The sequence below is a fragment of the Peribacillus sp. P4_C12 genome, assembly GCF_056402095.1.
The window spans coordinates 1-12,544 of record NZ_JBFUIB010000087.1; the positions used below are offsets into that span (position 1 = coordinate 1).

Sequence of the window (12,544 nt, forward strand, 5' to 3'; positions counted from 1 at the left end):
GTATTAACACGACTTGCGATAAAGGAAATTGCCGAGGAGTTAACTGGCGAAACAGATGAAGAAACAATACTCGCCGTTCTTGCCGATTTTTTTAGAAAAAGTGGAAATCGAATCAGCTATGAAAATACCTTCGTTAGTGAACATAATGGGGAAGTATCTGGACTGATCATTGCCTATCATGGAAAAGATGCTAAAGGGTTAGATGAACCAATAGTTGAACGATTACGGCGGAAAATGAAAGATTCGAGTATTACACTCGACAAGGAAGCAGAGAGTGATGACTTTTATCTGGATACATTATGTGTTGACCCGCATTTTCAAGGGAAAGGAATTGGAAGTGCACTGATTCAATATGTTGAGGAGTATGCTAAGGAAAAAGGCTACCCAAGGGTTTCTTTAGTCGTTGAAGATGTGAATGAAGGGGCAAATCGTCTCTATAACAGGTTAGGATATAAAAAAATAAAAACCATTATGATAAGTGGCTATGAATTTGGATATATGGTGAAAAAATTAGAAGAACCCCTTGTTTAACAGGGGGTCCTTTTTACGTGTGTTTTTGATATATCACTTCTTCCACCATTCATTGAACTTTTCTTAGTGGAATGGGATCTACATTTGCTGTCCGTTCATCGCAGCCCAATCAGCATAAACTCCGGTTCCGTTGCAGCCGGGACAGTCGTGTATATCGGAAAAATGATATTCCGTTGGTACGAAAGAGCTGTATCCTCGCCCATAACAATCCGGACAGAGGCCCTTTTCTTCCATGCTTACTCGATGTTTTTCTAGCCTGTTTGCATTCCAGGCAGATATAGAGTTAAACAAACCCATTTCTTCACCTCATCTATTTTTCCTTATTTTTCTTTTTTTACCTCGATTTTATACATGGAACTATGAAAAAACATAATTCCTTCTACTATTATTTTATGAAAACCAATGTAAATTGGTGAGTCGTTTTGTGGCAAGGCTCTGAATGTGGTAAAATACAGGCTAGCTTATAAAAGAAAAGAGAAGATGATATGAAAAAAACAGCACCCATTGCTAAAAATGATATTATAGAGGTTTTATTCGAAGATTTAACGCACGAAGGGGCTGGAGTAGCTAAAGTTGATGGCTATCCGATCTTTGTTCAGAACGCCCTTCCTGGTGAAAAGGCAAAAGTTAAAGTAATGAAGACAAATAAGGGTTATGGCTTCGGACGTTTGATGGAGATTATAGAAAATAGTCCATATCGAGTTGAGGTTACAACTGAAGACTTTCATAAATACGGTGGCTGTCAGCTACATCATATGAGCTATGAAGGACAGTTGGAATTCAAAGAAAAACAAGTCCGTGAAGTGATGACTCGCATTGGAAAACTTGAGGATGTGAAGGTACACCCGATAATTGGTATGGAAAACCCAACTCATTATCGTAACAAAGCCCAAGTGCCTGTTGGTGAAAAGGACGGCAAGCTAATAGCGGGATTCTTTAAACCACGGACACATGAAATTGTAGAAACGAAAGAAAGCATTATCCAAAATGAAGTGATTAGTGAAGCTGTTCAAGTTGTAAAAGAAATCATCAGTAAACTTGGTATCCCTGCTTACAATGAAAAAACCCATAAAGGTGTATTGCGTCACATTATGGCTCGTTATGGCAAGCAAACAGGCGAATTAATGATAGTACTCGTTACAAGAACGAAAAGTATCCCTTTCATCGAAACAATCGTGAAGGAAATCGTTGAACGTCTTCCACAGGTGAAATCAATCGTCCAAAACGTAAATTCGAAGAAAACAAATGTTATCTTGGGCGACAACATGACTTTGTTATGGGGTAACGAAGTGATCTATGATTTGATCGGTGACGTGAAATTTGCGATTTCCGCAAAATCCTTTTATCAAATTAATCCTGATCAAACGAAGGTTCTTTATGATAAAGCACTTAGTTATGCTGGTCTAACGGGCGAAGAAACGGTGATTGATGCTTATTGTGGCATTGGTACCATTTCATTATTCTTAGCACAAAAAGCGAAAAAGGTTATTGGTGTGGAAGTTGTATCAGAAGCGATTGAAGATGCACGCCGCAACGCTGAATTAAATGAAATCACAAATGCAGAATTCATCGTTGGTGATGCAGGAAACGTCATTGCTGAATGGTATCAAAAGGGTAACACGGCAGACGTCATCGTTGTTGATCCACCTCGTAAAGGTTGTGAAGAATCTCTTCTAAACACAATCATTGAGATGAAACCTAAAAAGGTCGTTTATGTATCTTGTAACCCAGGAACCTTGGCACGGGACCTTCATATTTTAGAAGAAGGCGGATATAAAGCAGTTGATATCCAACCTGTCGACATGTTCCCGATGACTACACATGTTGAAAATGTAGTGTTGTTAGAATTGAAATAATGGTGTAAGTGCCCAGTCATTGGACTGGGCTTATTTTATATTGATTTATATAATTAGTGTCTTTGTTAGATAGAGATGATGAAGCAGGACCCATTAAGGGCTCTGCTTTTTAAATGTGGTGTCAAAAATTGTAGTAAGGGTGCTGAGGAAAAAAATTTTACAGGTATATTCTTGACGTTCTAACTTGGACATATATTAGGGAATATCGAATATCGAATGGGAGGTAAGGTGATTTTATTAAATTCCAAAAAGTGATGGCTGTAATCGTTGGTAGCTTTTTGATAGGTATTGGAATTAATGGTTTTTTAGTTCCATATCATTTAATAGATGGCGGTGTTATTGGAATTGCTCTTATTATTCATTATTTTTTGGGCTTTCAAACGGGGTTATCCATGTTAGTTCTTAGTATTCCTTTATTTATATATGCTTGGTGTTATGAGCGTCACTTTTTCTATAGCAGCATCCATGGATTACTTTTGACTTCTCTTTTTATGGATTGGTTGAGTCCATTAAAAAAGGCATTTTCTATTTCCATTCTCAGTAGTTCGTTAATTGGCGGAGCTATCATTGGGCTAGGCATAGGGCTTATGCTTCGATATGAGACAAGCAGCGGAGGAACAGATTTGTTAGCAAAATTCATTTCCAAATCTTCCTCCATAGATATTGCTATAGTTATTATTGTCATCGATACACTCATTATTACAGCTGCCGTCTTTATCTTAGGTATGAGAATTTTTCTTTTTTCATGTCTGACGATTGTCATTATTGGACTGATTACATCACTTATGAAAGTGAGGGATTAAATTTTCTTATCAATCCAAAAGTATAAAATAAATTAGTTTTTTAAGATGAAGGCTACATGGTCAATTGCCTTTTGTAATTTTTCACTATTTTTGCTATACATTTCTTTAGCTTCTTTTGATTCAGTTCCAAGGGCAAATAACTCTAAGTCTGCTTGGCATTTTTTCAAAGTTGCGAGCATCAAAGGCTTTTCTTGTGGAGATGGCACTTTAATTTTATCATCAAAAAGATCCACGTTTAATTCACCATTGGAATTTGCTTGTCCAAGAAAGACATTCTCGATGGTTACGCCTAGCTTATCCAATTCGGTTTTCAACCAATTTCGGTTTAGGCCAATCGTGGAAAGTGGTTCATCAAGGATTTCTCCATCCATAATGACAGTCTGAGCCTCCTTGACTGAAGCAACTGCCAGATTCAAATCTTTTGCTGTTAAAGGTTGATTTTGCTTTTTTAACATAACCGAAAAGTCACCGTTTGCTTCTAACAAACCAAACTCAACATCAGCTACATCAAAGACATCCTTCTTTCGGAGTAACCCTAACAATTCATCAGTTGTATACTTTTCCTTTTTTAAATTGTCTTCCATGACTTTTCCATCTTTAATAAACACTGAGGCTTTTCCTTCCACAAGATCACGAATAGTTTTGCTTTTCAAAGAAACTAATCCTGCTATAAAAGGTGCGAGTGCAAAAACGAGAATAGAAAGCACCCCATTTATAATACTTCCTTCAACCTTTGTGGCTAACTCTGCCCCAACGTTCCCGATGGTTATGCCAGTGACATATTCAAAAAAGGAAAGCTGAGATATCTGTTTTTTACCTAACCATTTTGTGATTAAAAAAAGGACAATTAAAAAAAATAGTGACCGTAAAACGATTTGTAACCATTCAGGCATTACTTAGCACCTCCTGCAAATCATAGGTTTAATCAAAAACCCTTATATTGTGGTTCCTCTCGTTCTAATTCTCCAACACGCTTGTGTACATCCTTCATCACTTCATTCACTACCATCATCGTTTCATGCAGGATACGTTTCGATTCATCATCTTGAGTTCGGAGTGCAAGGCTAGATAAACCAGCTTCTACACCCTTAAGGCTGGCGACACATTGTTTCACTTCAGATGCAATAGTCATCCTATATTCTCCTTATCCTTTTGGTTTAAAAATAATAGCTCCTATCATTCCGAAAATAATTGCCGCTGATATCCCGGCACTAGTTACTTCAAACATTCCTGAAATTACACCAATTAAGCCATGCTTTTCTGCCTCGGCCATTGCCCCATGCACAAGCGAATTCCCGAAACTTGTAATGGGGATCGTTGCGCCTGCACCTGCAAAATCAATAAATGGTTCGTATAAACCAAACCCATCTAAAAGAGCTCCCACTACAACAAAGGTACTTAATGTATGGGCGGGTGTTAGCTTGAATACATCAAACATTATTTGCCCGATTACACAAATAAAGCCTCCTACAACAAAAGCCCAAAAATAAATCATCATTGCTATTCACCACCATATTCAATCGAAACGGCATGGGCGATACATGGAATCGTCTCGCTTTGCTGAAAGGATAGAGGAGATAATAATGCGCCGGTAGCCACGACTAACATACGTTTGAAATCTCCCTTTTTCATGCGGTTTAATAAATGCYCATATACAACCGTTGCTGAACATCCTGGTCCACTGGCTCCGGATAAAACTGGTTGCCCCTCTCTATAAATCATTAATCCRCAATCCTTATACTGTTCTTCACGTATAGGGGTTCCATGTTTTTTAAATAATTCTAATGAAGCTTTTTGCCCAATCTTTCCTAAATCTCCGGTTACAATCAAATCATAATAGGAAGGGTCGATGTTTCGTTCTCTTAGATGGGTCTCAATTGTATCGACAGCTGCTGGAGCCATGGCTCCTCCCATATTAAATGGATCGGTCAATCCCATGTCAATGACCCGGCCGATTGTGGCTGAAGTAACTCGAGGGCCTTTTCCGGAACTACTTAATAAGGCAACTCCTGCACCCGTAACGGTCCATTGGGCAGTGGGAGGCTTTTGACCGCCGTATTCAGTTGGGTAACGGAACTGCTTTTCAACAGCGGTGTTATGACTAGAAGCACCTGTTAACAGATAATCCGCTCCTTTAGTGTTAACAAGGTAAGCACCGAGGGCAAGTCCTTCCATAGAGGTAGAACACGCTCCAAACAAGCCGAGATAGGGTGTACCCAAAGTTCGACAGGCAAAACTTGTAGGTGTTATTTGATTAATGAGGTCGCCGCCAAGGAAAAACTGAATCTGATCTTTTTGAAGGCCTGCCTTTTCGATTGCTTTTGTACTTGCTTCTTCTATGAGGACTTTGTGAGCCTTTTCATAGGAATCTTGATTTATCCATAAATCGGAATGAAGTAAATCAAAATCATCTGCAAGTAATCCTTCAGCTTCAAATGGTCCCCCGACAGTTCCTGTGGAGAGTATGACAGGTTTTTGATCGAAAACCCATGTACGATGACCCGTCARCATTATAAACCACCCCATTGAATAAGAATTGTTTTAATCAGAGCAACAATAAAAGCGGAAAAAACGCCGAATAAGATGACGGAGCCTGCCAATTTAAACATATTACCACCAACTCCTAAAACAAATCCTTCTGTTCGATGTTCAATAGCGGCTGATATGACAGCATTCCCGAATCCTGTAAGCGGTACTGTAGATCCAGCTCCCCCAAATTGAGCGATTCGGTCATATACTCCAAATCCAGTAAGAAGCATAGCAATGAAAATTAGCGTTCCTGCAGTGGGGTTCCCAGCCGTTTGATCTGTGAAATCAAAGTAATGAATATAAAGATTTTGAATAAACTGCCCGATAAGGCAAATTATTCCACCTGTTATAAAAGCTTTAATGCAATTTAGTAGTACTGGTCTTTTTGTTTCCAGTTGGGTTTGAAGTTGCTGATATTCTTGTTGGACAGGGGTTAATTTTTTCTTTTTATTATTTGACATGCTTGTATCACCTCTTCCATCTACGTTTGTTCCTTCATTAAACTTTTGATTTTTTTAAAGTCTTTTTTCAGTGAGTCCATCTTAGTCTTATCTTTTTCGAGCTTTTGTTCCAACTGGTCAAGTTCTAAAAACATCTTTTGGTCAGTTGAGATAAGAATTTTATAATCTGGGAACATGTTTTCTAAGTCTGATTGTGCTTGTTTTTTAACGCTCTTTAAACGTAAACGATCAAAATTATCTACTTTGACTGCCACTAACAATTCCTTATCGCTATTTACGGCTTTTACATCCGAAACCTCTTCCTCTGCTAATAGCCTATCTTTAGCTTGATTGGCCACGGATTGCTTTATTGGACTGCTAGTATGTACCTTCGAAATATTCAAGTTTTTATTATTATCCATTTGATTCGAATTTCCGGAACATCCTGAGACAAACCCGATAACAGTTATTAAAAAAAGGAATGTTTTTAATGTCTTCATTTTGTATTTCAAGGAATTGCCTCCTCAAATTAAAGATATAAAAAAAGGTTGGTTGTCTCAACCAACCTTTTTATATGATTACTTATTGCTTATATTGTGGTTCTTCTTGCTCAATCTGATCAATACGAGGAGAAACGCTGTCAACAATCGATTGTGTTTGTTGAGCAGCTTGTTGATAAAGTTGTTTGGCTTGCTCGTTGTCCGTTGAAAGGGCGAAGGTCTCGAAGCTTGCTTGAGCACTTTTTAGTCCTGCTAAAGTCGTTTTAACATCACTGATTACTGTCATGGGTGTTACCTCCTTGGTTTTTAACTGCCTTTTTAGAATAACGAAATATCAATTTTTATATACCTACCAATATTCTCTAGATTGTGAAAAATTGTGATTTCAATCCCTTGTTAGCTTAAAAATCGCATGGTCTTGAGGATGAAACTTGATAAGGTTTATAAAATAATTTGTTTCCGATTCAAATTATTTTTTTTGAGGGGGTTTAGTTTTGCTTCTTCAGTATAAAAAGGTAGCAAACATCAATCGGCTGATACTTCTTCAAGTAACCCGTATTACTGAAGAACAAGTTATCAGTATACGGCGGATGTGGCTTTAGCGCCTGATGGAAACAGTTTGTTTTCATGAAAGTTTACTGCCACTGTTTCGTCAAGTAATGGTTGGTATATGTAAACTGGTGGTGTGCCGGGGGAACTGAGCAGTTTTTGTGTGTAAAAAAGTAAAGGGACTGAGTTCGATTATTTAAGGGGAATTGCGCTTATCTATATTTAATCAAACGATTGATTAATAGCTGGAATAGTAATAAATATGGGGAGATAGCTAGCTTTTTTGTATGTAAGGGGGCCAGCTATTTAAACAAATAAGTGCATTGTACGATTCAATTATTCACTCTAATTTAAAAACTGCCATAGTGTTTTTGAATTTTTTAAAAAGTTGACTCAATTCAGAATTATACATATAATCATATTAAAGCTAACGTGATAACGTGAGGTGATATAACATTATGATGATTTTGGACGATTTGTATAATAGAGTAGTTTTTCAAATTTCGTTGGAAGAAGTAATGAAAGTTCTGCAAGGAATCAAGAGCAAACAAGAGTCGGAGATTGAATCAATGAAAACTAGGATACATAAATACGAGCAAAAGCGAAGAGCAGAGGAAGCGTGGTATCAATCGCTATCCCCATTTAAACGGTTTTTTACGGGACGGGCTCCGAGCCATCATCAGGCTGTAGAGCATTTGGTGAATGTTAAAGAAAGATATATCAAAATTGAGAGTATAAAACAAAAGGTCGCTATTATAAATGAGGCGATTCGCTTACTGGAAGCAGACCCGGAAAAACGTGAAATAATATTGCCACCTACCATCATAGAAGAGATAAAGGCTTGGCGGAAAGCGGAGGGACTACCAATATGACATTAGAAACGTTAAATGCTGGATTGGATACAATCTGGGTTGTTCTGACAGCAGCCATGATTCTATTAATGGAGGGCGGCTTTGCCTTATTAGAGGCAGGGTTTGTTCGTACTAAGAATAATGTTAACATCATTATGAAGGTTTTTGCTGATATTACGATTGGTACGCTTTGTTATTTCGTAGTAGGTTTTGGGTTAATGTATGGGACGGATTTAATAGGGAGTATCGGGACGAGTGGTTTTATGCTGAAAGGTGATTTGTCGCACATTGATTTGACCATTTCAATAGATGCATTTTGGCTATTTCAAGGGGCGTTTGTTATTGCGGTAATCTCCATCGTTTCCGGAGCCGTTGCGGAAAGGATTAATTTTCGCGCGTACCTTATCTATGTGGTCATGATGACGGCGTTTATCTATCCGATTGCCGGTCACTGGGTATGGGGCGGCGGCTGGCTAAGTGAGTTAGGGATGCAGGATTTTGCAGGCTCGGCGGTCATTCATGCACTAGGTGGTTTTTCTGCACTGGCAGCAGCCATGGTGATTGGTCCGAGAGTGGGGAAATTTCCGTCAGAGGGACCTAGTTCTATTTCTCTGCCTAGTAATCTCCCGTTGGCATCGGTTGGAGCGTTCCTCTTATGGTTCGGCTGGTTTGGGTTTAATGCAGGAAGTACTCTGCAGGCTACAGATGGTCGTATCGGACATATTGCTATTGTCACGATGCTCTCAGCCGCATCAGGTGGTGCAGGTACTATGCTTTATACGTTATTTCGCTATGGACGATCAGATGCTCCGTCCGTCATCAATGGTTCACTAGCAGGACTTGTTGGGATTACAGCTGGCTGCGCTTTCGTTAGTGATATTGCTGCGATCCTAATTGGGGCAGTTTCCGGAATGCTTATGATAGCAGCAACTAACTGGTTAGAAGCCCGTAAGATTGACGATCCAGTGGGTGCCTTTCCTGTCCATGCGGCTTCTGGTATGTTTGGAACAATAGCTGTAGGTCTTTTTGCTACAGAAGGTGGTCTATTTACAGGTGGAGGATGGCATTTACTTAAGGTTCAAACGTTGGGATTAATGGTATTGTGTATTTGGGGATTTGTATTAACATGGATGGTTTTTAAAATCATCAATATTTGGGTACCAATTCGGTCTACGGATGAAGAAGAAGAGCTAGGCCTGGATATCAGCTATCATGGTATCATGGCCACTCATACCTCTCCAGAGTTTATTAAGTCAGAGAATTACTTTAAGCAGGAAGAAGAGGTAAAAAGGTAAGATTTATCTTAGAATAGAGTAAGAGGTGATTTATAAATGGGTACATGCAATCTAAATCATTCCCAGCAAGATGTCAGATTGAAATTAGAGAGTCAAATGGGATTTTTACCAAAGGACTTAGGTAAGAAATTGGGTCGCTTTCTAGAAAACGAAAATTCGCAGGAAACACTGAATGAATTGTTTCATCTTTTAAAGAAGTACGATTTGGCTTCTAAGGAAGAACAAGATGCAAGAAATGAAAAGTTAAATCATTTTATGAGATGATCGAGAAAGAACGGGAGTGCAAGAATGGCTCCTGTTCTTTTTTTGTTTCTGGTTTAAATATGTAATATTTCCGAAAATAAATGGTTAAACATTCTTTTTGAGTCGAGTGAGAAATGAGGATCATGGGAGGCTTTAATAAAAATTCTTAAGTGATAATTTCATGGGGTATTTACATACTTATACAAAGGGCGCAGGGAAACTCGCTCCTTGATATTATTAGATACATGTTTCGAGGAGTATTTAATGTAATAACAAGTAAAGGATGGAGGTGATTTATTGATCAGCGGCTATTCATGATATTTGAACAGATGAGGTGAGAAGGCATAGATTTCCGAACATGAATTTGAGAGTTATTTTCTAGAAATTTAGAATATGGATATTAATTAACAAGAATTTAATAAGGTGGGTAATAACGCCTGTTATTTACGTCTTTATTTACCTAAAATGTGTAATTATTGAAATGTATTATTTATGATGAAAAAGTACTGAATTTATAGGGGTTTATGTGTTAAGTGAGTAGGAAAAGGGAGAGAGACCTAATAAATGAAAAATTGTAAATCATGTGGTAAGACGGTGAGTGAGGATTCTAAACTTTGCCTATCATGTGGCGCTTCTGTAGGTGAAGACCAAATAACAGAAGAGGAAATGGCTGCTTCTGAATTGAGGCAAGAACAAATCGAGGAAAAGCCCTCAAAAAGGCTATTCAAGAAAAAAACGTTAATTATTACGGCAGTATTAGCATTTATCATCATTACCAGTGCAGTTGCAGCTATTATTCATAAATCCCCGAAAGAGCTGTATCTTCTGTCTGAATACAAAACGTATCAGAATTACAAAGAGGAATGGACCAATAAATATGGCAATTCAATTGAATTCCAAGAGAAAATGATGAAGCAACCTTCAAGTTCAGATATGACCCTTAGTGGAAGTGTCGAAATGGATTCATTAGGAAATAATCCAGACTTTGAGATGATTCAAGAATTATTGAGCCATATATCTCTTACTGCCAATACTGAACAGGATCCTATAAGCAAACAGGGTCACTACAAATTAGCCTTGAATGTCGAAAAGGAGAATGCTTTGGATATGGAAATGTTCCAAAGTAAGGATAAACTCGGTTTGAAGGTTCCGGTGTTATATGAAAAATTCCTTTATTTGAATTTTGTTGAATATGGTGAGTTCATGCGTATGATTGATCCCTTATATGAGGGGCCTGAAACCTTAGAAGTATCGGATCTTAAATGGCAGGCCCTGAAATTAACGGAGAAAGAACAGAAATATATTCAAAAACGCTATGGGATATTCTTATTGGACCGATTAGAGGGTGAGAACTTTAAGGTACAAAAAGGCGTGGAATATAAGCATGAAGGCGAGACGATGAAGTTAAGGGAAGTGACTCTTAAGTTATCTGCCTCGGAAACTAAAAACCTTGTAAATGATTTTATAGATCAATTAATTGAAGATAATAAGCTTCATAGCATGATAGTTAATCGAGCACAAAAAGTGGCGAAGGCTACTGCGATGGCAGATGACGTAGATGTGCTTGATACAAAAGAAATGAAACGACAATTAGTTAATGGGTTAAAAGATGCAAAGAATGAAATGAAGGATATTAGTTTTCCAAATGGGTTTTCTTCTACATTACTAATTAACAAGAGTGAGCAAGTTATCGACCGTAAAGTAACAATGGCGGTAGGAGGAAACTCAGATCAGGTCAATATGAATGTAAACAGTAAAAATATCCCTTATGGAAATGATCAGATATTTGAAGAATTTAGCGTTGCATTATCTCCTGAAAAAGATGAGGATTCCCAGGTTATGTTCCAAGTTACAAATGATGTGGCTGTTAATAAAGATACGCGGGCTGAAAACCTTAAGGCTTCCTTTATGTATGAAGAGTACGGGGAGAGTGAGGAAATCAAGTTTGCGATGAAGAGTGATATTAACGGAGAAAACGGTGGTAAGCAGAACATCATTAGGAATTTTAACCTGAACTTAGCCGGTGGTGATTTATCTGATATGCCATCTGCCTTTAAAGGAACAATTAAACAAGCGAGCGATCTTAACCTAAAGAAAGACTATTCCAATAGGAAATTTGAAGTAAAGCTTGGTCTAGAGGGTGATTTGGATTCAGGAACGGTTACAGTCAAGCTAGATTCTAAGACGAAGCTAAAGGATAAAGCCGATCTGCCAGATTTGGGGTTTGATTCTGGTGAAGGGTTAAGCGTAGTGAACATTTCTGAAAATGAGATGTATAAAATTCAGGAAGAAGTAGGAACGAATTTAATGGAGCTTGGTGTCAAATATGGGCTCATTCCGGAAGATATGTTTCAGTTCGATATTTACGATGAAGCTAGTAATGACGGTTATTATCAATTTGAAGACAAACATTCGGATGATAAGTTTTAGGTAGGGTGTGTTTTACATGAGAAACACGTTGGTTTTTACTTAAAGGTACTATTATAAAATAGGAAGGCAGCCGAAGGAATGTGGCTGACTCCTATTTTATTTTTATTGGGTGCAGCAGTCATTGAAAACCACTTTTTGAAAGAAGAGAGCCGAGTACAACCATTTAAAGTAGGATGATCCTACGGTTGAAACAAAGTTGGTCATCGAACAGCTTACAGATAGTCCACATTTAACGGGATTATGACCAAGTTGGAGGTTGATCAAAAAGAGGGAAAAGAGCTACTGCAAGACCAAACTAGAAATTAATCATTATTGTAAAAAGACTGGCCCAGCAAGGAAGAACAATGGTGTACATTCCATATGAAATGAGTGAAATCATGAAGCACTGTGACCGAATCGGTGTTCTGCAAAATGGCGTCATGAATCACAGGTACCCTCAAGGAAGCGGCCGAAAGCTTCGGGGAATAAGGCTGTTACAACATATCCCTAGAAGAAGTAGTATACAGGCTATTAAGCG

15 protein-coding genes are annotated in these 12,544 nt (G+C 38.1%); 7 read left to right on the forward strand and 8 right to left on the reverse strand.

Features of this window, described 5'->3' with window-relative positions:
• Positions 1-531, forward strand: a 531-nt coding sequence (locus tag AC1DUW_RS13355) for a GNAT family N-acetyltransferase (RefSeq protein ID WP_477642720.1), incomplete at its 5' end; no start/stop codon positions are given.
• A gap of 78 nt (positions 532-609) precedes the next feature.
• Here AC1DUW_RS13355 and AC1DUW_RS13360 read toward each other — a convergent pair.
• Entirely contained in the window at positions 610-828 is a 219-nt protein-coding gene (locus tag AC1DUW_RS13360) for a hypothetical protein (RefSeq protein ID WP_053344229.1), read from the reverse strand.
• Positions 829-1,016: 188 nt separating this feature from the next.
• Between AC1DUW_RS13360 and rlmD the strand changes: the two genes are divergently transcribed.
• Positions 1,017-2,387 carry a 23S rRNA (uracil(1939)-C(5))-methyltransferase RlmD gene (gene rlmD / locus AC1DUW_RS13365; RefSeq protein ID WP_053344230.1) on the forward strand — a complete coding sequence of 457 codons (1,371 nt, stop codon included), beginning with the start codon at positions 1,017-1,019 and terminating at the stop codon, positions 2,385-2,387.
• Positions 2,388-2,641: 254 nt separating this feature from the next.
• Positions 2,642-3,190: a YitT family protein gene (locus tag AC1DUW_RS13370; protein WP_053344231.1), complete on the forward strand. Its 549-nt coding sequence runs from the start codon at positions 2,642-2,644 to the stop codon at positions 3,188-3,190.
• Positions 3,191-3,222: 32 nt separating this feature from the next.
• Here the strand turns inward: AC1DUW_RS13370 and AC1DUW_RS13375 are convergent, their stop codons facing one another.
• The 7 genes from AC1DUW_RS13375 to AC1DUW_RS13405 form a co-directional block, all read right to left on the reverse strand.
• On the reverse strand, positions 3,223-4,083 hold the full coding sequence (locus AC1DUW_RS13375; protein ID WP_053344232.1) for a DUF421 domain-containing protein: 861 nt from the start codon (positions 4,081-4,083) through the stop codon (positions 3,223-3,225).
• Positions 4,084-4,115: 32 nt separating this feature from the next.
• Positions 4,116-4,322, reverse strand: coding sequence for a DUF1657 domain-containing protein (locus AC1DUW_RS13380; RefSeq protein WP_053344233.1), 207 nt, complete (start codon positions 4,320-4,322; stop codon positions 4,116-4,118).
• 12 nt (positions 4,323-4,334) lie between these two features.
• Positions 4,335-4,685, reverse strand: coding sequence for a stage V sporulation protein AE (gene spoVAE, locus AC1DUW_RS13385; RefSeq protein ID WP_053347930.1), 351 nt, complete (start codon positions 4,683-4,685; stop codon positions 4,335-4,337).
• Between the two features lie 5 nt (positions 4,686-4,690).
• Positions 4,691-5,701 carry a stage V sporulation protein AD gene (spoVAD, locus tag AC1DUW_RS13390; RefSeq protein WP_477642721.1) on the reverse strand — a complete coding sequence of 337 codons (1,011 nt, stop codon included), beginning with the start codon at positions 5,699-5,701 and terminating at the stop codon, positions 4,691-4,693.
• On the reverse strand, positions 5,701-6,180 hold the full coding sequence (spoVAC, locus tag AC1DUW_RS13395; protein WP_053344235.1) for a stage V sporulation protein AC: 480 nt from the start codon (positions 6,178-6,180) through the stop codon (positions 5,701-5,703). The genes spoVAD and spoVAC overlap by 1 nt, the downstream gene beginning before the upstream one ends.
• 20 nt (positions 6,181-6,200) lie before the next feature.
• Complete coding sequence (locus AC1DUW_RS13400; RefSeq protein ID WP_053344236.1) at positions 6,201-6,671, reverse strand: YhcN/YlaJ family sporulation lipoprotein; 471 nt, start codon at positions 6,669-6,671, stop codon at positions 6,201-6,203.
• A gap of 70 nt (positions 6,672-6,741) precedes the next feature.
• Positions 6,742-6,945, reverse strand: a complete 204-nt coding sequence (locus AC1DUW_RS13405; RefSeq protein WP_053344237.1) for a DUF1657 domain-containing protein — start codon at positions 6,943-6,945, stop codon at positions 6,742-6,744.
• Between the two features lie 721 nt (positions 6,946-7,666).
• Here AC1DUW_RS13405 and AC1DUW_RS13410 point away from each other — a divergent pair.
• The 4 genes from AC1DUW_RS13410 (at position 7,667) to AC1DUW_RS13425 (ending at position 12,027) form a co-directional block, all read left to right on the forward strand.
• A complete protein-coding gene (locus AC1DUW_RS13410; RefSeq protein WP_053344238.1) occupies positions 7,667-8,080 on the forward strand; it encodes a hypothetical protein in 414 nt (137 codons plus the stop codon).
• Positions 8,077-9,354: an ammonium transporter gene (locus AC1DUW_RS13415; protein ID WP_053344239.1), complete on the forward strand. Its 1,278-nt coding sequence runs from the start codon at positions 8,077-8,079 to the stop codon at positions 9,352-9,354. The genes AC1DUW_RS13410 and AC1DUW_RS13415 overlap by 4 nt, the downstream gene beginning before the upstream one ends.
• 36 nt (positions 9,355-9,390) lie before the next feature.
• Positions 9,391-9,618 (forward strand): hypothetical protein, encoded by a 228-nt coding sequence (locus tag AC1DUW_RS13420; protein ID WP_053344240.1) that lies wholly within the window; start codon positions 9,391-9,393, stop codon positions 9,616-9,618.
• A 543-nt stretch (positions 9,619-10,161) separates the two neighbouring features.
• Positions 10,162-12,027, forward strand: coding sequence for a zinc ribbon domain-containing protein (locus tag AC1DUW_RS13425; protein WP_053344241.1), 1,866 nt, complete (start codon positions 10,162-10,164; stop codon positions 12,025-12,027).
• Positions 12,028-12,544: the final 517 nt, after the last annotated feature.

Excerpts from the sequence above, each read along its gene's own strand:
- AC1DUW_RS13360 (WP_053344229.1), bottom strand. The coding sequence starts at position 828 with ATGGGTTTGTTTAACTCTATATCTGCCTGGAATGCAAACAGGCTAGAA.
- rlmD (WP_053344230.1), top strand. The coding sequence starts at position 1,017 with ATGAAAAAAACAGCACCCATTGCTAAAAATGATATTATAGAGGTTTTA.
- AC1DUW_RS13370 (WP_053344231.1), top strand. The coding sequence starts at position 2,642 with ATGGCTGTAATCGTTGGTAGCTTTTTGATAGGTATTGGAATTAATGGT.
- AC1DUW_RS13375 (WP_053344232.1), bottom strand. The coding sequence starts at position 4,083 with ATGCCTGAATGGTTACAAATCGTTTTACGGTCACTATTTTTTTTAATT.
- AC1DUW_RS13380 (WP_053344233.1), bottom strand. The coding sequence starts at position 4,322 with ATGACTATTGCATCTGAAGTGAAACAATGTGTCGCCAGCCTTAAGGGT.
- spoVAE (WP_053347930.1), bottom strand. The coding sequence starts at position 4,685 with ATGATTTATTTTTGGGCTTTTGTTGTAGGAGGCTTTATTTGTGTAATC.
- spoVAC (WP_053344235.1), bottom strand. The coding sequence starts at position 6,180 with ATGTCAAATAATAAAAAGAAAAAATTAACCCCTGTCCAACAAGAATAT.
- AC1DUW_RS13405 (WP_053344237.1), bottom strand. The coding sequence starts at position 6,945 with ATGACAGTAATCAGTGATGTTAAAACGACTTTAGCAGGACTAAAAAGT.
- AC1DUW_RS13410 (WP_053344238.1), top strand. The coding sequence starts at position 7,667 with ATGATGATTTTGGACGATTTGTATAATAGAGTAGTTTTTCAAATTTCG.
- AC1DUW_RS13415 (WP_053344239.1), top strand. The coding sequence starts at position 8,077 with ATGACATTAGAAACGTTAAATGCTGGATTGGATACAATCTGGGTTGTT.
- AC1DUW_RS13420 (WP_053344240.1), top strand. The coding sequence starts at position 9,391 with ATGGGTACATGCAATCTAAATCATTCCCAGCAAGATGTCAGATTGAAA.
- AC1DUW_RS13425 (WP_053344241.1), top strand. The coding sequence starts at position 10,162 with ATGAAAAATTGTAAATCATGTGGTAAGACGGTGAGTGAGGATTCTAAA.